This window comes from Mycetocola sp. Y171, assembly GCF_056713165.1.
Map to the genome: position 1 here is coordinate 600,807 of NZ_JBWYGX010000002.1, position 19,648 is coordinate 620,454.

Annotated in this window: 15 protein-coding genes; 10 read left to right on the top strand and 5 right to left on the bottom strand. The window is 67.0% G+C overall.

The window, feature by feature from the left end; genetic code table 11:
• The first annotated feature begins 18 nt into the window (after positions 1-18).
• The 5 genes from AC1M2K_RS12615 to AC1M2K_RS12635 all read left to right on the top strand — a co-directional run bounded on the left by AC1M2K_RS12615 (position 19) and on the right by AC1M2K_RS12635 (position 3,462).
• Positions 19-1,026 carry a phosphatidate cytidylyltransferase gene (locus tag AC1M2K_RS12615; protein ID WP_480241258.1) on the top strand — a complete coding sequence of 336 codons (1,008 nt, stop codon included), beginning with the start codon at positions 19-21 and terminating at the stop codon, positions 1,024-1,026.
• A gap of 43 nt (positions 1,027-1,069) precedes the next feature.
• Positions 1,070-1,621, top strand: coding sequence for a DivIVA domain-containing protein (locus tag AC1M2K_RS12620; RefSeq protein ID WP_480241259.1), 552 nt, complete (start codon positions 1,070-1,072; stop codon positions 1,619-1,621).
• A gap of 55 nt (positions 1,622-1,676) precedes the next feature.
• A complete protein-coding gene (locus AC1M2K_RS12625) occupies positions 1,677-2,351 on the top strand; it encodes an aggregation-promoting factor C-terminal-like domain-containing protein (protein WP_480241260.1) in 675 nt (224 codons plus the stop codon).
• Between the two features lie 93 nt (positions 2,352-2,444).
• On the top strand, positions 2,445-2,738 hold the full coding sequence (locus AC1M2K_RS12630; RefSeq protein ID WP_480241261.1) for a hypothetical protein: 294 nt from the start codon (positions 2,445-2,447) through the stop codon (positions 2,736-2,738).
• 10 nt (positions 2,739-2,748) lie between these two features.
• A complete protein-coding gene (locus AC1M2K_RS12635) occupies positions 2,749-3,462 on the top strand; it encodes an alpha/beta hydrolase (RefSeq protein ID WP_480236784.1) in 714 nt (237 codons plus the stop codon).
• Between the two features lie 18 nt (positions 3,463-3,480).
• Here the strand turns inward: AC1M2K_RS12635 and AC1M2K_RS12640 are convergent, their stop codons facing one another.
• Positions 3,481-4,527 carry an AI-2E family transporter gene (locus AC1M2K_RS12640; RefSeq protein WP_480236783.1) on the bottom strand — a complete coding sequence of 349 codons (1,047 nt, stop codon included), beginning with the start codon at positions 4,525-4,527 and terminating at the stop codon, positions 3,481-3,483.
• 203 nt (positions 4,528-4,730) lie between these two features.
• On the opposite strand from AC1M2K_RS12640, the gene AC1M2K_RS12645 reads away from it, so the two are divergent.
• Positions 4,731-6,572 carry a DUF8094 domain-containing protein gene (locus AC1M2K_RS12645; protein WP_480241262.1) on the top strand — a complete coding sequence of 614 codons (1,842 nt, stop codon included), beginning with the start codon at positions 4,731-4,733 and terminating at the stop codon, positions 6,570-6,572.
• Positions 6,572-7,525, top strand: a complete 954-nt coding sequence (locus AC1M2K_RS12650; RefSeq protein WP_480241263.1) for a co-chaperone YbbN — start codon at positions 6,572-6,574, stop codon at positions 7,523-7,525. Before AC1M2K_RS12645 ends, AC1M2K_RS12650 begins: the two co-directional genes overlap by 1 nt.
• 93 nt (positions 7,526-7,618) lie before the next feature.
• Here the strand turns inward: AC1M2K_RS12650 and glgB are convergent, their stop codons facing one another.
• Entirely contained in the window at positions 7,619-9,802 is a 2,184-nt protein-coding gene (glgB, locus tag AC1M2K_RS12655) for a 1,4-alpha-glucan branching protein GlgB (protein WP_480241738.1), read from the bottom strand.
• Between the two features lie 77 nt (positions 9,803-9,879).
• Positions 9,880-11,931, bottom strand: a complete 2,052-nt coding sequence (locus AC1M2K_RS12660; protein ID WP_480241739.1) for an alpha-1,4-glucan--maltose-1-phosphate maltosyltransferase — start codon at positions 11,929-11,931, stop codon at positions 9,880-9,882.
• 129 nt (positions 11,932-12,060) lie between these two features.
• Here AC1M2K_RS12660 and glgP point away from each other — a divergent pair, with 129 nt between their 5' ends.
• Positions 12,061-14,625, top strand: coding sequence for an alpha-glucan family phosphorylase (glgP, locus tag AC1M2K_RS12665; RefSeq protein WP_480241264.1), 2,565 nt, complete (start codon positions 12,061-12,063; stop codon positions 14,623-14,625).
• 24 nt (positions 14,626-14,649) lie between these two features.
• Here the strand turns inward: glgP and ybaK are convergent, their stop codons facing one another.
• Together ybaK and glgX are read right to left on the bottom strand one after the other, a co-directional pair.
• The gene (ybaK, locus tag AC1M2K_RS12670; protein WP_480241265.1) at positions 14,650-15,138 is read right to left on the bottom strand and encodes a Cys-tRNA(Pro) deacylase; all 489 of its coding nucleotides are present in this window, start codon (positions 15,136-15,138) and stop codon (positions 14,650-14,652) included.
• Positions 15,139-15,140: 2 nt separating this feature from the next.
• On the bottom strand, positions 15,141-17,195 hold the full coding sequence (gene glgX / locus AC1M2K_RS12675) for a glycogen debranching protein GlgX (RefSeq protein ID WP_480241266.1): 2,055 nt from the start codon (positions 17,193-17,195) through the stop codon (positions 15,141-15,143).
• Between the two features lie 56 nt (positions 17,196-17,251).
• On the opposite strand from glgX, the gene AC1M2K_RS12680 reads away from it, so the two are divergent.
• Positions 17,252-18,472 (top strand): cysteine desulfurase family protein, encoded by a 1,221-nt coding sequence (locus AC1M2K_RS12680; protein ID WP_480241267.1) that lies wholly within the window; start codon positions 17,252-17,254, stop codon positions 18,470-18,472.
• Positions 18,473-18,517: 45 nt separating this feature from the next.
• Complete coding sequence (gene mnmA / locus AC1M2K_RS12685; RefSeq protein WP_480236775.1) at positions 18,518-19,642, top strand: tRNA 2-thiouridine(34) synthase MnmA; 1,125 nt, start codon at positions 18,518-18,520, stop codon at positions 19,640-19,642.
• The last annotated feature ends 6 nt before the right edge of the window (positions 19,643-19,648 follow it).

Below are 19,648 nucleotides of genomic sequence, written 5' to 3' on the forward strand. Positions count from 1 at the left end.
GAAGACCTGGGTGCGGCAGTGACTGACCCCGACGATGGTACCGGTGCACCCGGTCGCCGCTTCCGTCTGCGACGGGGCGGGCGCGATGACATCTCCGCGCAGCTGAAGTCGCGGCGCGATGACATCGAACGCCAGGTGCGTGCCAAGCGCGCCCAGCTCGATGAAGCGAACGCCCGGATCGAGGCGCGTGCCGGGCGGAACCTCGTTCTCGCGACCGTGATCGGCCTCGGCCTCGGTCTCGGGATGCTGTTCAGCCTGATCGTCGTCAAGGAACTCTTCGTTCTCTTCACCGGCGCGATCGTCGCGTTCACCGTGTTCGAGCTCGTTCACGCGTTTCGCCAGGCCGGCCGAGCGGTCGACGTGTGGCCTGCGATTCTCGGCAGCCTCGCCATCGTCGGATCCGGCTACTTCCTCGACCCCGCGGCCCGCTGGGCCGTACTCGTCGGCGTCGTCGTCTTCATTCTGGCGTGGCGTCTGATCGCGCAGATGGCGCACCACGCTCACCGCCGTACCCTCGACGTCATCCGCGACCTGTCCTCTGCAGTCTTCGTACAGGTGTACGTGTCCGTGCTCGCCAGCTTCGCGATCATCCTCCTTCGCCAGCCGGAAGGGCAATGGTGGGTTCTCGCGTTCCTCATCATCGTCATCGCCGTCGACATCGGCGCATACGTCAGCGGCCTGAACTTCGGGAAGCACCCGATGGCGCCGCTGATCAGCCCGAAGAAGACTTGGGAAGGCTTCGCAGGAGCGGCACTCACCGCTGTCGTCGCCGGTGTCCTGCTCGCGATCTTCATGCTGCACAGCACCTGGTGGGTCGGCATCATCCTTGGCCTCGCGATCCTCGGTACCGCGACCATGGGTGACCTGACCGAGTCGCTCATCAAGCGCGACCTGGGCATCAAGGACATGAGCTCCTGGCTGCCGGGGCACGGGGGCTTCCTCGACCGGCTGGATTCCATGCTGCCGTCTGCGCCGATCGCGCTCGGACTGTTCCTGCTCTTCAGCGGGGCACCCATCGCCGGCTGACCGCGGCGACGACACGTGAGCCAGAGGCTGAAAGGATGAACCGGTGAGCACGACATTCCCCACCGCACAGGGCCGCACTCGCGGGTACAACCGCGAACAGGTCGATGCGTTCCTGGCGGCTGCGCGCGCCGCATATGATCTCGATGACAGCGAGCCGCCCGTGATGACCGCAGCAGACATCCGCCGGACATCGTTCTCGCTCGCCCGTGGCGGGTACGCGACCCACGCGGTCGATGCCGCACTCGAACGACTCGAGGATGCCTTCGCGCTGCGTGAACGGCAGCGAGCATTCGCCCAGCGCGGCAAGGGGGAGTGGCTGAGCTCGGCGCGGGAGACCGCACAGGTCATCCTCAACCGCCTCAATCGCCCCGAAGGGCACCGTTTTTCACGCACGAGCGTCCTCGCACAGGGGTATCGGGTCGAAGATGTCGATGCAATTGCTCTGCGGTTGAAGGCGTATTTCGAGACGGGTGCACCGATCAGCGCCGACACGGTGAGAACCGCGGTATTCCGGGCTCAGCGCGGAGGTTACGTCGAGTCACAGGTCGATCTTCTGCTCGACGCTGTGACCGAGGTCATGCTCGCCGTTCGGTGACGCGCCCGCCCGTCGGCTCGCTTCTGCCCCTGTTCTGGGCTAAAATCGTCGAATCGTGGGTAAACATGTAGCGCAACTCGAGTCCTCTGCTCCAGCTCCGAAGGTCAGAAGGGCTTTTGAGAGACCCAAATCGCGGAGCCCGTTCACGCTCTTCCTCTTCGCCTTCACCGCGGCCGTTGCCGTTGTCGCCGTGAACGTGGTCGACCCGTACTCTGGCGCCACTGCGTCGCCGTACTTCCAGGTCGCCGCGCGATACGACGGTAAGGACACTCAGGCACTCGCGGTCAGCGGTGCGTACGAGAACAGCTTCACCCGCGACGGCTACAGCGTCATCGCCGCTCCGCCGCCCCCGCCGCCCGAGCCCGTCGTAGAGAAGACCGAGAGCAAATCCAGTGGCGGAAGCTCGCTTCCTCGCGTGACGGCGGACCCGGGTTCCGCGCAGGCGATCGCGCACGACATGGTCCTCGCCCGCGGATGGGGAGAGGACCAGTTCTCCTGCCTCGTCGCCCTGTGGAACAAGGAATCCGGCTGGCGCGTGAACGCGGCGAACCCGTCGAGCGGTGCTTACGGCATCCCGCAGGCGCTCCCTGGGAGCAAGATGGGCAGCGCAGGCAGCGACTGGGCAACCAACCCGGCGACCCAGATCGAGTGGGGCCTCGGCTACATCAGCGGTCGCTACGGCACGCCGTGCGGCGCCTGGGGACACTCGCAGGCCGTCGGCTGGTACTGAGCCGCCCCTCGTTCCACGCGCGCGTCCCGGCGGCGTCTGAGCCACACTGTGGCGAGCAGGCCGCATCCACGCGGTTCTGCCTAGGATGAATTCATGCCCCGAAGCAACCGACCACGCGGCACCCGGCCCGAACGGGACGATGCCGACGACCTGTCGCACCTGCTGAGCGGCTGGAAACGTACGGAGACCCGGCGAGGAGCCGAATGGCACGTGCAGCCCGTGAGCGCGGCGAAAGCGGTCAAGGACTACGTCTGCCCCGCCTGCTCGCTCACCGTTGCCCGCGGAACGGCACACCTCGTGATCTGGCGCGCTGACGGGGTGCTCGGCGATGCTGCCGACCTCGCGTCGCGCAGGCACTGGCACACGCACTGCTGGCGAATCGGATAGGAAGGATGCCATGACCCTGGAGATCCGAGGCGGCGTCGAACTACCCGCCCTTCGCGAGGAGATCGAGCTGGAGACGGCAGACGGCCTGACCCTTGTCGGCGAGCTGGCGACCCCGATCGACCGGACGCCGTCCGCAACGCTCGTCACGCTGCATCCGCTGCCCACCGCGGGCGGCTTCATGGACTCCCACATCCTCAGGAAGGCCGCGGCCAGGCTACCCGCGCTGGCCGACATCGCCGTGCTGCGGTTCAACACCCGCGGAACCGCGTCGCCGCGCGGAAAGAGCGAGGGAATCTTTGGCGACGGCGTCACAGAAGAGCACGATGTCGACGCCGCGATGGCTTTCGTCGCCGAACGAGGACTCCCGCACCCGTGGCTCGTCGGCTGGTCGTTCGGGACGGAACTCGTCCTGAAATACGGTCGAGCACACCCCATCGACGGGGCCATCCTGCTGTCGCCGCCGCTGCACCGGGCCCAGGCGGATGATGTGGCCGCGTGGCACGGTCACGACCGCCCGCTGATCGCGATCATCCCCGAGTTCGACGATTACCTGCGGCCTGATGAGGCTGCTGAACGGTTCGCGAGTGTTCCGGACATGACCCTCATCCCCGTCGAGGGCGGGAAACACCTGTGGGTGGGGGAGAACCAGACCAGGCGCGTGCTCGAGGAGATCGTGCGGGCCGTGAACCCCCAGGCGCTGCCGTTGCCGACGGAGTGGGCCTAGGTTCGCTGCGTCGCCTGACTAGAGCTCGTTGGCCCGCGGGATCACGACCTGCTTGATGATGAGCAGGACCGCGGCGGCCGTCGGGATGGCGATGAGCGCTCCGAGGAGTCCCATCAGCGCACCGCCGGCGAGAGCGGCGATCACGACGACAGCGCCGGGCACGGCGACCGCCCGCTTCATGACATTCGGGCTGATCACGTACGCCTCGACCTGCATGTAGATCAGGTAGTAAATCGCAGCCCAGAGTGCCGTGACGGGCGAGCCCAGGCCTGGGATGAGGCAGACGAGCGTGATGATGATCGACCCGGTCAGCGTTCCGACGAGGGGGATCATCGAGAAGAAGAACGCGATACACGCGAGCACTGGCGGGAACGGCGCGTCGATGATCGACAGGAAGATGAAGCTCAGGATGCCGTTGCACGCTGCGATGCTGACCTGGCCGATGACGTAGCGGCCGACGGAATCGGTGATCTGCTCGGCGAGGTCGGCGAAACGCTCACGACGCGTTGCGGGGATCAGCTGGTACAGGCCACGCTGGATCGAGCCGAGGGACGCCGTGAAATAAATGGTGAGGATCAGGATGATCAACGCGCCGAAGAAGGTCGAGCCGATCGCCAGGACGACCTGGATGGCGCCCGAGCTGATGTTCGTGATGTTGTCGGTGAGGAAATTGCCTGCGTCCTCGATGATCGCCCGCACGTCGATGCCGGGGAACTGGTCGGAGAGGACCTCCACAAGCGGATAGTCCTGGAATTGCGCCTGCAATCCTGGAATGATCCTGATCAGCTCGGAGATCTGGTCGATGATGATCGGCACGACCATCCAGACCAGCCCGGCGAAGAGGGCGAGCACGCCGACGATGACGGTGACGAGTGCTGCCCACCGGGGGAATCGTTTCTTCTCGAGCCACGAGACGATCGGGTCGAGGCCGAGCGAGATGAAGATGGCAGCGCCGATGTAACTGAGGATCGTCTGCAGGCTGATCACCGAGACGATGATGAGCAGCCCGAGCCCGACACCGAGAGTGCCGATCAGGCCGACCCGGAACGGGTTCGAAATCTTCACTTGCAGATCCTCCATCGCACAACGTCAGCCAATCGTACTGGCCAGTGGGCGCGCGACAGCATCGCACGAGGGCGGGTGGTCGCATTAAGCGGCCTCTCAGGGATTTCGACTACGCTGAAACGTCTGTCCTGTTGCTACCGGCCCGGAATCCTGAGGATTTGCGGGTGCACCGCCCCTGCGGTCGCAACCCAGAAGGAGATGTAGTGCGCTTCGTTTTTGCGATATTGGCGTTTGTGGTCGCCGCGACCATGATCGTGCTGGGCATCGCCCAACGCACGGTTTTCCTCGGCCCGTCGACCTACGCCGTCGAGACGACGGTGAAAGGCGAATTGCCGTACACCGTCATCAGCGGTGAGGAGCTGGCGTCGCAGCCGGGGCAGCAATCGCTGACCGTCTCCGGAGCGGACGATGTCTTCCTCGCATACGGCAGGACGGCCGACGTCATCGCATGGCTGGACGGGTCGTCGTACAACGAACTCTCGGTCGACACGGCGGAAGAGGGGAGCCTCACGGCATCCGTCGTCACCCCCGAGGTCGTCGACGCCGACGACACCGACCCGCGAGAGGACGGCGAGCCCCTGACCGAGGAGGAGCAGGCGGCGGCAGAAGCACTGGCCGACCCCGCAGGCAGCGACCTGTGGCTCGCCGAATACGCCGAGGAAGGCGCCGTCCTCGCGACCATCAGCGTCCCTGAGGACGTCTCCGTGATCATCGCCTCGAACGGCACCGACCCGGCACCGGACACCGTCCAGGTCTCCTGGCCGCTCAACAATGCGACGCCGTGGGCAGGCCCGCTGATCGTCGGCGGCATCATCCTGCTGATCGGCGGCCTCGTGCTCTACCTCCTCGGCATCCACCACATGCGCAAGTCCCGCGGCCCTCGCCGGAAGAGCATCTCCGCAGGACCGGGAATGGAGAAGATGCCCAAGGTGCCGAAGCCGTCCAGGTACAAGTCAGACAAGCAGCACGGCAGCGCCCCGAAACGCAAGCGTGTGAGCCGCAAGTCGATGATCGCGGTCGTGCCGGTCGTGCTGGTGACGTCACTGGCACTCAGCGGTTGTTCGGCTGGGTTCTGGCCCGATCTTTCCGGTACGGGGGACCCCAGCGCCACGCCGACGCCCACCGACGTCATCCCAGACGAGGACCAGCCGGCCCCCGCGGTGACCGCCCCGCAGCTCGAACGCATCGTTGCCCGGATCTCCGGCGTCGCCCTCGAAGCAGACGCCGAGCTCGACCCGGCACTCGCAGGCACCCGGTTCGCCGGGCCCGCGCTCGATGAGCGCACGGCCAACTACGCCATTCGGGGCACGATCACGGACTTCGCACTGCCGACCCCGATCCCCGCGGCGCCAGGCGGACTCACCCTGCCCCAGGCGACGGACACCTGGCCGCGCACCGTCATGACGGTCGTCCACGACCAGTCGGACGAGACCATCGCTCCGACCGCCATCGTGCTCGTTCAGGAGAGCCCGAGGGCCAACTACGAGATCCAGTCGGCGGTCCGGCTCGAACCGGACGCCCAGATCCCGGATGTCGCCCCTGCGACGATCGGGACGGCGCAGCTTCCGCCTGACTCGACGTTCCAGGTGCTTCCGCCCGACCAGCTCGCGGCTGCATACGCAGACGTGATCACCAAGGGCGAGGAGAGCGAGTACTTCGATCTCTTCGACGCCGAGGGAGACTCCCTGCGCACGGCGATCACCGCCGACAGGGCTGCGAAGAAGAAGGCCCTCCCCACGACCGCGACGATCGAGTTCTCGACGGCAGCAGGCACGATGTCTCCCATCGCGCTTGCCACGAACGAGTCGGGCGCCATCGTCGCGGTGAACATCGTGGAGACCGAAGTGGTGAAACCGGTCGAGGCCGGTGCGAAAATCAAACTCGCCGGCGCCGTAGCGGCGTTGAGCGGTGTGACAGAAACGGAGAAGGGTGTGCAGTCGACCTACGGTGACCAGTTGTTGTTCTACGTCCCGCCCGCCGGCAGCACGGAGAAGATCCGCCTGCTGGGCTTCAGCCAGGGCCTGACGAAGGCGGCGGAACTCTGATGAGTGGCATCCAGCCGGCCGCTGAACACCTGCGCGGCGCCGTCGATCTCTCCAGCCTCGTGAACCGGAACCAGCCGGGCGCCCCAGCGGGCCCCGCAGCGTCTGCAGGGCCTGGGGTGGCACCCGCGCCAGGCGCCGCCGTCGACGTTCCCTCGCTCGTGCTCGAAGGCACAGACGCCAACTTCAGCCAGTTCCTCGACCTGTCGATGAACGTGCCGATCGTCGTCGACCTGTGGGCGGGCTCGCCGACACCTGAGCTCGAGACGATCGTGCGGAGTTACGGCGGCCGGCTCCTTCTGGTCACCGTCGACGTCACGGCGAACCTGCAGTTGCGCCAGGCCTTCCAGGTCCAGTCGGTGCCCGCCGCCGTCGCGCTCATCGGCGGGCGGCCCCTGCAGCTGTTCGCAGGCGCGCTTCCTGAGGACCAGGTCAGGCAGGTACTCGACCAGGTGCTCGAGGCCGCCGCGCAGAGCGGCGTCACCGGGGCGGCATCCGTCTCCGGGGTACCGGTCGAAGCCGAGGAACCGGTCGAACCACCGCTGCCGCCGCTGCACGCCGAGGCGTACGACGCCATCGAGCAGGGCGACTATCCGAGGGCGATCCGGGCGTACACGACCGCGATCGCACAGAACCCCACGGACAAGATGGCCGTCGCAGGGCTCGCCCAGGTGAGCCTTCTCGATCGCCTGCAGGGGAAGACGATCGAAAAGATCCGCTCAGCGGGTGCCGCAGGGCCGGACGACCTCGACGCGCAACTCGACGTCGCCGACCTCGACCTGTCCGGCGGTCACGTCGAGGACGCCTTCGACCGGCTGCTGACACTGTTCGAGGGCGCTGACGCCGACGGACGCAACACCATCCGCACGCGACTCCTCGAGCTCTTCGAGGTCGCCGGGCTGGACGACCCGCGGGTCGTCCGCGCTCGTGCGCGACTGACGAACCTGCTCTTCTAGCGCCGGACGCCAACGAGAACACCCGCTCCGGTCGAGGACATCAGTTGCAACTGATGCTCTCGACCGAAGCGGGTGTTTTCGCGTGCGGGCGTCCTACCGGCGGCGCCTGAGCCAGAGGGCGCCGAGCGGCGGGAGGGTCAGTTCGGCCGAGGCCGGGCGCCCCGCCCACGGCTCGTCGACGGCGACGACAGTGCCGTAGTTCCCGACACCTGAGCCGCCGAACTCGGCGGCGTCCGTGTTGAGGAGCTCTTCCCATTCGCCGGACTCAGGCAGGCCGACGCGGTACGGGCCGACCGGCGCGCCGGAGAAGTTGAACAGGGCCGCGATGGTGTTCCCGTCGTGATCCTTGCGCAGGAACGACACGACGCTGTTGGCCGAGTCGCCGCCGTCGAGCAGCTCGAAACCGCCCGGGTCGTTGTCGCGGGCCCAGAGCGCCGAGTTCTCGCCGTAGAGGCCGTTGAGCTGGCCGACCAGGCTGAACAGGCCCTGGTGACTGGGCTGGTCGAGAATCCACCAGTCGAGGCCGCGGGCCTCCGACCATTCGGACGGCTGGCCGAACTCCGAACCCATGAACAGCAGTTGCTTGCCCGGGTGGGCCCACATGAACGCGAGGAACACGCGCATGTTCGCCAGCTTCTGCCAGTGGTCCCCAGGCATCCGCGAGAGGAGCGACCCCTTGCCGTGCACGACCTCGTCGTGGCTGATCGGCAGGAGGAAGTTCTCGCTGAACGCGTAGACGAAACTGAAGGTGAGTTCGCCGTGGTGGTACGAGCGATACATCGGGTCGTGCTTGATGTACTGCAGCGAGTCGTGCATCCAGCCCATGTTCCACTTGATGCCGAAACCGAGACCACCGGCTGATGTCGCAGCGGTGACGCCCGGCCAGCTGGTGGATTCCTCAGCGATCATCACGACGCCCGGGTTGCGCTTGTATGCGGTGGCGTTCGCCTCCTGCAACAGGCTGATGGCCTCGAGGTTCTCGCGGCCACCGTGCTCGTTCGGGTACCACTCGCCCTCTTCGCGCGAATAGTCGAGGTAGAGCATCGAGGCGACGGCGTCGACCCGGAGGCCGTCGACGTGGAACTCCTCCAGCCAGTACAGGGCGTTGGCAACGAGGAAGTTGCGCACCTGACTGTTGCCGAAGTTGAAGATGTACGTGCCCCAGTCCTTGTGCTCTCCGCGGCGAGGGTCGGGGTGCTCGTACAGCGCCTGGCCGTCGAAACGTGCCAGCGCCCATTCGTCCGTCGCGAAGTGTCCTGGCACCCAGTCCATGAGCACGCCGATGCCGGCCTGGTGCAGTCGGTCGATGAGGTACTTGAGGTCGTCCGGGCGGCCGAACCGGCTCGTCGGGGCGAAGTACCCGGTGATCTGGTATCCCCACGAACCGCCGTACGGATGCTCCGCCAGGGGCATGAACTCGACGTGCGTGAAGTGCAGGGCGCGGAGGTACTCGATCAGCTGGTCCGCGACGTCACGATAGCCGAGTCCTGGGCGCCACGAGCCGAGGTGCATCTCGTAGATGCTCATCGGTCCGTCGTGCGGGTTTGTGGCTGCGCGGTGATCCATCCACGCGGCATCCGCCCATTCGTGGCTGGACTCGCCGACGACGGATGCCGTCGCAGGCGGCGTCTCGGTGAAACGCGCCATGGGGTCGGCGCGGCGGACCCAGTTGCCGTCGGCTCCGAGCAGTTCGAACTTGTACAGGGTTCCTGCGGCCAGCCCGGGAACGAAAAGCTCCCAGACGCCCGTCGGCCCCATGTTGCGGAGGGAGTGAAGGCGCCCGTCCCAGCCGTTGAACTCGCCGATGACACGGACGGCCTGCGCGTGCGGTGCCCACACGCTGAACGCGGTGCCCGCGACGGCTGCGCCTCCGGCGGAGTGGTCGACGAGGTGCGCGCCGAGCGCCTCCCAGAGCTGCTCGTGGCGTCCTTCACCGATGAGGTGGAGGTCGAGTTCGCCGATGGTGGGGGAGAACCGGTACGGGTCATCCGTGGTCCAGAGGACACCGTCGCCATAGTCGCTCTCGACGGCGTAGTCGGGGAAGCCGGCGGAGTGCTTGCCTTCCCAGATGCCGTTGTGCAGGTGGCTGAGTTCGACCCTCTCGCCGCCGTCGAGGATGGCCGTGACCGTCCGGGCAAGCGGCCGGAGAGTGCGGACGACGGTCCGGTCGCCGTACGGGTGCTGTCCGAGGACGGAGTGCGGGTCGTAGTACGAGCCGGTGGCGACGGAGTCGAGGACGTGCTGCGACGGCGCCTGGGGCGCGGATGCCTGCGTCAGCGGTGTCGCCTTGGCGGCGGCTGCCTTCGGCGGGGTCGTGCTCTGTGAAGGAGTCGTTGCGGGTGTGGTGGGATCGGTCACTGAGTGGCCTCCTGAACGTGGAAGATGTGGACCGGTTCGGTGAACGCGTCGAGGCGCACGAAGTTGTGCTCGCCCCACGTCCAGCTCGCGCCGGTGATGAGGTCGGTGACCTGATACGGGGTCCCTGGTCCGAGGCCGAACGCGGAACTGTCGATGTGTACCGTGGTCTCCCGCACCGAGTGCGGGTCGACGTTCGCGACGACCAGGATTGTGTCGGATTCGCCGCTGTCGGTGAACTCGGCGGCGAGGTGCTTGCTGTACACGAGGATCGAATCGTCGTCGCTCGAGTGGAGGTGCAGATTGCGCAGCTGCCCCAGCGCGGGATGTTCGCGGCGGATCCCGTTGAGCATCCCGAGGTACAGGGACAGGGATCTTCCTGCGGCATCCGCGGCGTCGAAATCGCGCTGCTTGAACTCGAACTTCTCGTTGTCGATGTTCTCCTCGGCGCCGGGGCGTGCAACGTTCTCGAACAGTTCGAATCCGGAGTACACGCCCCAGACCGGAGCAGCGGTAGCCGCGAGAGCTGCACGGATCGTGTACGCGGCCGGCCCGCCGAACTGGAGGTATTCGGTGAGGATGTCCGGGGTGTTGACGAAGAGGTTGGGCCTGAGGAAGTCGGCCGTCTCGCTGCTGATCGTCGTGAAGAACTCCTCGAGTTCCTCCTTCGTGTTCCGCCAGGTGAAGTAGGTGTAGCTCTGCTGGAAGCCAACCCGTGCGAGAGCCTGCATCATGGCCGGGCGGGTGAAGGCCTCGGCCAGGAAGATGACATCGGGGTCCTCGGCGTTGACCGTGGCGATGAGCCATTCCCAGAACTCGACGGTCTTCGTGTGCGGGTTGTCCACGCGGAAGATCTTCACCCCGAGAGAGACCCAGTACCGGACGATCCGGAGCACCTCGGCACGGATGCCTTCCGGGTCGTTGTCGAAGTTGATCGGATAGATGTCCTGGTACTTCTTCGGCGGGTTCTCCGCGTATGCGATGGTGCCGTCGGGGAGGGTCGTGAACCACTCCGGGTGTTCGGTGACCCAGGGGTGGTCTGGGGAGGCCTGCAGCGCCAGGTCGATCGCGATCTCGATGTTGTTCTTCGCGGCCTGGCCGAGGAAGTAGCGGAAGTCCGCGACCGTCCCGAGTTCGGGGTGGATGGCGTCGTGACCACCGTCGGCAGAACCGATGGCCCAGGGGGAGCCGGGGTCGTGCGGGCCGGGGGTGAGTGTGTTGTTGGGGCCCTTGCGGAAGGTCTTCCCGATCGGGTGGATCGGCGGCAGGTAGACGACGTCGAAGCCCATCGCGGCGACGGGGGGGAGGCGCTTGGCAGCGGTGCGGAACGTCCCGGACGTCCAGGACCCGTCCGCATTCTTCTTCGCTCCTTCTGACCGGGGGAAGAACTCGTACCAGGAACCCAGGCCTGCGCGCGTCCGCTCCACGCGGACCACCGCTTCTTCGGACACGCTCGAGATCGTCGTCATCGGCCGCCGCCTGGCGATGTCGTGCAGGCGTGCGTCCTCGAGGACGGCGGTGCGCTCATCGAGCGGGGCATCCGTCGCGGCGAGGACCGCGGCCTTCTGCGCCAGGTATGCGCGCTCGTCTGCCGGACGGGAGGCCTCGGCGGAGACACGCTCCAGCAGCTGGGCTCCGATCGTGAACATCAGCTCGACGTCCAGCCCTGCTGGGATCTTGATCGCGGCATTGTGGTGCCAGGTCTCGAAATCGTCGGAGTAGGCGCGGACCTTGAATGTCCACGTGCCTTGCTTGTCGACTCGGGCGAGGGCTTCGTAATCGTCGAGTCCGGCGGTGATGATATGCATGGGATGTCGTGTCGTCACGCCGGCGGGGTCGGTGAGCAGCAGCTCCACCCCGATTGCGTCATGACCTTCCCTGAACGCGGTCGCGCGGAAGGGGATCACCTCACCGACGAAGCCGCGAGCGGGCCATCGGCCGCAGGATACGACAGGGGAGAGGCCGAGTACGGGAATCCTTCCGATTCCCTGGGCCGTGCGAACGTTTGACTGAGCGGGCGCGGCCTTGACAGGTCCGGCCGCAGTATTCATTGCTTTCTTCGCCACACGTCCGACCGTACCCCGAATCGGCGACGAGAGTCGCTGCCTTGACCAAACTCCGCCGAGCCAATATGGCCGCAGTGTTGCTCCCGGCTCACCCCGCTCGCTTAGGCTGAACGAATGAAGGCGATTCGACGTTTTACAGTGCGCCCGGCGCTCCCTGAGCGGTTGTCAGCACTCGAGCAACTCGCAGGCAACCTCCGCTGGGCCTGGCATGAACCCACCCAGGATCTGTTCTCCGAGATCGCACCGGATGCCTGGCGCGAGTTCCAGCACGACCCGATCAGCCTTTTCGGGCAGATCACCCAGGAGCGCATCGACCAGCTGGCGGCTGACGACGCTTTCGTCGAACGCGCCAACGCACTCAGGGACGATCTTTCCCGGTACCTCACCGAGCCTCGCTGGTACCAGGGGCTCGAGGGGGACAAGCCCGAGCTCGTGGCCTACTTCTCGCCGGAGTTCGGCATCGCTGCCGCCCTGCCCCAGTATTCGGGCGGTCTGGGAATCCTCGCCGGCGACCACCTCAAGAGTGCTTCGGACCTCGGGGTCCCGCTCGTCGCCGTCGGGTTGTTCTACCGCGCCGGATACTTCAGCCAGGCGCTGTCCCCGGACGGCTGGCAGCAGGAGACGTACCCGATCCTCGACCCGGACGGGCTCCCGCTTCGCGTGCTCCGCCAGCCGGACGGCAGCCCGGTCATCGTCACCCTCATGCTCCCTGACGACGAGGTGCTCAGCGCCCGCGTCTGGCAGGGACGCGTCGGGCGGGTGACCCTTCTCCTGCTCGATTCGGACATCCCGGAGAACACGGACGAGCTCAGGCACGTCACCGACCGACTGTACGGCGGGTCCGAGGAGCACCGACTGCAGCAGGAACTCCTGCTCGGCATCGGCGGAGTCCGGGCGATCGGCGCCTGGGCGGAGCGCGCAGGGGTCCAGCCGCCCCGGGTCTTCCACACCAACGAGGGTCACGCCGGCTTCCTCGGCGTCGAACGGATCGGTGACCTCATCCGCGGCGGCCTGAGCTTCACCGAAGCGCTCCAGGTGGTGCGCGCAGGGACCGTGTTCACGACGCACACGCCGGTTCCCGCTGGCATCGACCGGTTCGACGCCGGCCTCATCCGCCGGTACTTCGAGACCGACCTCCTGCCGGGGGTCGCCGTGGAAGACGTGCTCGCCCTCGGGCGCGAGCCGGGAGCAGGCGAGAACGGCGCATTCAACATGGCCGTGATGGGACTGCGGCTCGGCCAGCGGGCGAACGGCGTCTCTCAGCTGCACGGTGAGGTGAGCAGGCAGATGTTCAGCGACCTCTGGCCCGGTTTCGACATCGAAGACGTGCCGATCGCCTCGGTGACCAACGGTGTCCACCCGGCGAGCTGGACCGCGCCGCAGCTGAGCGCCCTCGCGATACGCAACCTCGGCACCGCGGATACCGCGAACGCCGACTGGGCAAACCCGGCGGTGTCGGATGCCGACCTGTGGTCCGTCCGCAACGACATGCGCCAGGAACTCGTCACGGATGCCCGCAGAAGGCTTGAACGCGCCTGGCGTCAGCAGAACCCGGGTGGCGTGGCCCCTGACTGGATCTCGACGCTTCTCGACCCGCGTGTCCTGACCATCGGGTTCGCGCGCCGGGTCCCGACGTACAAGCGGCTGACCCTGATGCTGCACGACACCGACCGGCTGCGGAAGATCCTGCTCGACCCGGATCGCCCGGTGCAGATCGTCATCGCCGGCAAGTCGCATCCCGCCGACATCGAGGGCAAGCGGCTGATCCAGAAGATCGTGGAGTTCGCCAAGGATCCGCAGATCCGCGAACGCATGGTCTTCCTGCCCAACTACGACATCTCGATGGCCCAGAAGCTCTACCCGGGCACGGACGTCTGGCTCAACAACCCCTTGCGCCCCCTCGAGGCGTGCGGAACCTCCGGGATGAAGGCCGCACTCAACGGCGTGCTGAACCTCTCCATCCTCGACGGCTGGTGGAGCGAGTTCTTCGACGGCGACAACGGCTGGGCCATCCCGTCTGCGGTCACCGCGGACGCGGAGGAACGCGACCGGCTCGAGGCGGAGTCCATGTACGACCTGATCGAGCACCAGATCGCTCCGCGTTTCTACAACCGGAACTCCGACGGGCTGCCGGTCGACTGGCTGCGGAGGATCCGGCACACCCTGTCGACGCTTTCCCCGCAGCTGAGTGCCGACCGCATGGTCCGGGAGTACGTGGAGTCCCTCTACCGCCCTGCGTTCGCCAGCAACACGGTGCTGCGTGAGGACGGATTCAAGAACGCCAGGCAGCTCGCCGAGTGGAAAGCCCGCGTAACGGAGGCCTGGTCTGGCGTCGCCATCGCCCACGTCGAATCCGGCGGCCTCGACCTCACGCCGCAGGTGGGAGAGGAACTTCACCTCCGAGCCATCGTGCGGCTCGGCAGCCTCACACCCGACGACGTGTCGGTCCAGGTCGTCTACGGGCGGAGCGGCGCGAACGGGGACGATCTCCGCGACGTGCAGACGGCCGACCTCGAGGCGGAGACGGAAGGGACGGACTCGTCCGACCCGGGCGAGTGGTTGTTCGCAGGAACGGTGAGCCTGAACCGCCCCGGTGGCTTCGGCTACAGCGTGCGCGTGGTTCCGAAGAATCCTCTTCTTGCCAGCCCGGCAGAACTGGGGCTCATCGCGGTCGCCTGAGCCGGTCGCACGACGCCAGGCGGGTCAGGGCCTGGCGATCGGGGCGAACGACGCCCCCGTGACCAGGACCAGGTCATCGGGGGAGAGTTCGATGTCGAAACCGCGGCGCCCGCCGGATACGAAGACCGTGAGGAAGAGTGTCGCCGTTTCATCGACGACCGTGCGCAGACGGGTCTTCTGGCCGACCGGGCTGATCCCGCCAATGACGTAGCCGGTCTTGCGTTCGGCGACGGCCGGATCCGCCATGCTCGCCCGCTTGCCTCCCACCGTCGACGCCAGCGACTTGAGGTCCAGCTGCCCGGTCACAGGGACGACCCCAACGACGAGTGCGCCGTCCACATCGGCCAGAAGCGTCTTGAAGACCCGGTCGGCCTCGACGCCGAGGGCGTCTGCAGCCTCGAGACCGTAGCTTGCCGCGGCTGGGTCATGTTCGTACGGGTGGGGTGTGAACGCGATGCCTCGCGCGATGAGAGCCGCGGTCGCCGGCGTGCCCGCCGAGGTCTTCTTCGCCACGGCTACTCCCCGGACACCGCGCGGAACAACTGCATCGAGGTGGCGGCGAGGTCGACGGTGTCGCCGGGTGCGAACACGGACACGGTGTCGATCGGGAGCTCATCGTCGCTCCGCCAGAGCAGTTCGTACCTGGTGACGGCGTCATGGGCGGGAAGCGTCACTGTGAGGCCCGACTCCACGCCGTGGACGATGAGCAGGATCCGGTTGAACTCCTCGACCTCAGGGGTGCTCGCCGCAACGTACTGGATGGTGCGGTTGCGTGCGCTCGTCCAGTCGTCCTCGCTCATCGTGTCGCCGGACTGGTCGTACCAGTCCATCTGGCTCGCACTCGGCACGGTCTCGCCGAACCGGCCGAAGCGGACAGGCCGGAGAGCCGGGTTCTCGCGTCTGAGCTCGATCAGGCGGCGGGTGTGCGCGCGCAGGTTGTGCTGCCACTTGTCGACAGGGAAGCTCAGCCAGGTCAGTTCTGAGTCGTGACAGTAGGCATTGTTGTTGCCGCGCTGGGTGCGGCCGTACTCGTCGCCGGCCGTGAGCATCGGGACACCCGCCGAAAGCAGTAGGGTGCCGAGAAGGTTCCGCATCGCCTTCCGCCGGGTGGCCAGGATGGTCGCGTCCGCCGTCGGTCCCTCAGCGCCGTGGTTGAACGAACGGTTGTTGTCTGTGCCATCGCGGTTCGACTCACCGTTGCCGACGTTGTGCTTCACGTCGTACGAGACGAGATCTGCGAGGGTGAATCCGTCATGGGCGGTGATGAGGTTGACGGATGCCAACGGACCCCGCTCGGCCGAGAACGTGTTGCTCGACCCGGCCAGGCGGGTGGCGAAGCCCCCGATCCCGACCGGGGCGGTGCTGGCTCGCCTGGCGTAGTCGACGTCGGACAGCCAGAAGTTGCGTGCCCGGTCGCGGTACCGGTCGTTCCAGTCGATCCAGCCGGTCGGGAAGTTGCCGGTCTGCCAGCCGTCGATGCCGACATCCCACGGTTCCGAGATCATCTTCACCCCGGCAAGCGCCGGGTCCGACACGATGTCGGTGAGGAGTTCGTGGTGGGGAGAGAACGCGTGCTGCTCGTCCCTGCCGAGTGTCACGGCCAGGTCGAACCGGAAGCCGTCGACCTGGACCTCGTTCGCCCAGTACCTCAGGGAATCCATGACGAGGCGTCTTGCGGCGGGGTGGGACGTGTCGAGGCTGTTGCCGCAGCCGGTGACGTCGATGTAGTCGCCTGCGGCGTTCTGCCGGTAGTAAGCGTCATTGTCGAGGCCCCTGAGGCTCGTGGTCGGCCCGCCCCTGCCCTCTTCGGCGGTGTGGTTGTAGACGACGTCGAGGATCACTTCGATGCCCGCCTCATGCAGCAGCCTGACCATTCCCTTGAATTCGCGGAGGATGGCATCCGGCCCCTTCGCCTGTGCCGTCTTCGAGGCGTATGGAGCGTGAGGGGTGAAGAAGTTGAGGGTGTTGTATCCCCAGTAGTTGGTGAGCCCCTGCCGGATGAGCCGCTGCTCGGAGACGAAGGCGTGGATGGGCAGGAGTTCGACCGCGGTGACGCCGAGGTCGGTGAGGTACCCGATCGACGCTTCGTGGGCGAGACCGGCGTAGCTTCCGCGAAGCGCCTCAGGCACGTGCGGGTTGAGTTTCGACAGGCCCTTGGCGTGCGCCTCGTAGATGACCGTGCGGTCGAGGGGAACGGCCGGCTTCGCCACGTCACCCCAGTCGAAGTCCGTGTCGACGACGGCGGACCGGTACTGGCCGGCTGCCACGCGGACAAGACCGCGCGCATACGGGTCGATGAGCAAGCGCGACGGATTGAATGCGGCGGTGGGGGAGGACGGTCCGGATGCGCGGATCGAGTAGCGGGTGCCGGCGCGGAGGGTCCGCGAGCGGCCCACCCACACGTTTTCGGCGTTCCGGTGCATCGGTACAGTCTTCGTCACCCAGTTCGGGTCGGTGTCGTCGAAGATGACGAGTTCCATCGAGTCGGCACTTGCCGACCAGACGCGCAACTCACCACCGTGAGACGTGACTCGGACGCCGAGATCGTGCAGGGAATCGGTCGGAGTCATGCGTTCTAGAGTAGTGAGTGCGTACCACGTGCGCGTACCGGCGGAAGGAGAGCGGGATGGTCGTCTATCTTGACCATGCGGCGACGACGCCGATGCTCCCCGAAGCCATCGCCGCGTACGCCGACGCGCTCGGTGTCGTCGGCAATCCGGCGTCGATCCACTCCCAGGGGCAGGCCGCCAAACGGATGCTGGAGGAGGCACGCGAGCAGATCGCTCTGACGGTCGGCTGCGACCCGATCGAAGTGGTCCTCACCTCCGGCGGAACCGAAGCGGTCAACCTCGCCGTCAAGGGGATCTGGTGGTCGCGGAACCGCGCTGCGGATCGCCCGGTAATCCTCGCTCCCGGCGGCGAGCACCACGCCACGATCGACACGCTCGAGTGGCTCGAACAGCATGAGGGAGCCGAGATCGGCTGGCTCCCGCTCGATGAGGACGGACGTGTCAGGCCGGATGTCGTTGCCGGCGCGCTGGAGAGCTACGGCGAACGCGTCGCTCTCATCACACTCCTCTGGGCGAACAACGAAGTGGGCAGTATCCAGCCGGTGAGTGCGATCTCGGCGCTCGCTGCCGCGCACGGCGTCCCCGTTCACCTCGACGCTGTCGCTGCATACGGGTATCTCGACACCGACTTCGCCGCTGTTCGTGCCGCATCCGGAAGTGTAGGGGGCGCGGGGCTTGTCGCGATGAGCGTCTCGGCGCACAAGATCGGCGGGCCTGTGGGGGTCGGCGCACTCGTTCTTTCCCGCTCGGCGAGCGTGGAGCCGTTGCTTCACGGGGGCGGCCAGCAACGGCAGGTGCGGTCAGGTACCCAGGACGTTGCCGGCGCCGTGTCGTTCGCGGTCGCAGCCAGGCACGCTGCCGCTTCCCGGAACGCCGAGGCCGTCCGGCTGTCCGCCCTGCGCGACCGGCTCATCGACGGCATCCTCTCTGCCGTTCCCTCTGCGCGACTCAACGGACCTGCTGGTTCCGGTCGTCTGCCTGGCAACGTCCACGTCGCATTCGCCGGCTGCGAGGGGGACTCGCTCCTGTTCCTGCTGGACATGGCCGGAGTGTCCGTCTCCACCGGCTCCGCCTGCCAGGCGGGGATCCCCGAACCGTCGCACGTGCTCAGGGCGATGGGCAGGAACGAACTGGAGGCGAGGGGCGCGCTCCGCGTGACTCTCGGCCACACGACGACGGACGCAGACATCGATGCGCTCCTGTCTGCGCTTCCGTCGGCATACGCGCAGGCGTCGCGGGCGGGGCTCGCCGACAGGCAGACCACTCTCGGGGCCTGACCGGGCAACAGGGCGCGATCAGGAACCGGCGCGTACACTGTTCCGGTGAAGGTTTTAGCAGCAATGTCCGGTGGCGTCGACTCCGCAGTCGCCGCTGCGCGCGCCGTCGAGGCCGGCCACGAGGTCGTCGGCGTGCACCTCGCGCTCAGTCGGATGCCAGGGACGCTCCGTACAGGCAGCCGCGGCTGCTGCACGATCGAGGATTCGATGGACGCCCAGCGCGCGGCCAACATCATCGGCATCCCCTACTACGTCTGGGACTTCTCCGAACGGTTCAAGCTCGACGTCGTCGACGACTTCATCGCCGAATACGCCGCAGGCCGCACCCCGAACCCCTGCATGCGCTGCAACGAGAAGATCAAGTTCGCCGCCCTCCTCGAGAAGGCGATCGACCTCGGCTTCGACGCCGTCTGCACCGGCCACTACGCGACGATCGTCACGGATGCGGACGGCAACCGCGAACTGCACCGCGCGAGCGCGTGGGCGAAGGACCAGAGCTACGTGCTCGGTGTCCTCACCTCTGAGCAGATCGCCCACTCGATGTTCCCCCTCGGCGCGACGCCATCCAAGGCGGAGGTCCGTGCCGAGGCCGCAGCGCGCGGATTCAGCGTGGCGAACAAGCCGGACAGCCACGACATCTGCTTCATCCCTGACGGGGACACCCGCGGCTGGCTCGCTGAACGGGTCGGCGCCGAGAAGGGCGAGATCCTCGACCGCGATGGATCCGTCGTCGGATCACACGAGGGCGCTGCGGCGTTCACCGTCGGACAACGTCGGGGGCTCAACCTCGGCGTTCCGGACCCTGACGGCCGCCCGCGGTTCGTGCTCGAGGTCCGGCCGAAGACCAACGAGGTGGTTGTGGGGCCGAAGGAAGCACTCGCCATCGCCGAGATCGCGGGTTCACGATTCACCTGGGCCGGCCTCGCGCCTGAGCACCCCGACGTCGCCTTCGACTGCGACGTGCAGATCCGCGCCCACGCCGACCCTGTCCCAGCGGTCGCCGTCGTGCAGCCGCACGCCGAGACCGGCGAGCCCGAGCTGATGATCCGCCCGGAGACGCCGCTCGATGGTGTCGCACCCGGCCAGACCGCGGTCGTCTACGTCGGCACGCGCGTGCTCGGGCAGTGCACGATCGATCGCACAGTGAGCGCCGTCCCGGCCACCGCCTGACGCCCA

What these genes read in the sequence shown, in the direction of transcription:
- AC1M2K_RS12630 (WP_480241261.1), top strand. Translation starts at nt 2,445, where the DNA reads ATGCCCCGAAGCAACCGACCACGCGGCACCCGGCCCGAACGGGACGAT.
- AC1M2K_RS12635 (WP_480236784.1), top strand. Translation starts at nt 2,749, where the DNA reads ATGACCCTGGAGATCCGAGGCGGCGTCGAACTACCCGCCCTTCGCGAG.
- AC1M2K_RS12650 (WP_480241263.1), top strand. Translation starts at nt 6,572, where the DNA reads ATGAGTGGCATCCAGCCGGCCGCTGAACACCTGCGCGGCGCCGTCGAT.
- AC1M2K_RS12660 (WP_480241739.1), bottom strand. Translation starts at nt 11,931, where the DNA reads ATGAATACTGCGGCCGGACCTGTCAAGGCCGCGCCCGCTCAGTCAAAC.
- glgP (WP_480241264.1), top strand. Translation starts at nt 12,061, where the DNA reads ATGAAGGCGATTCGACGTTTTACAGTGCGCCCGGCGCTCCCTGAGCGG.
- glgX (WP_480241266.1), bottom strand. Translation starts at nt 17,195, where the DNA reads ATGACTCCGACCGATTCCCTGCACGATCTCGGCGTCCGAGTCACGTCT.
- AC1M2K_RS12680 (WP_480241267.1), top strand. Translation starts at nt 17,252, where the DNA reads ATGGTCGTCTATCTTGACCATGCGGCGACGACGCCGATGCTCCCCGAA.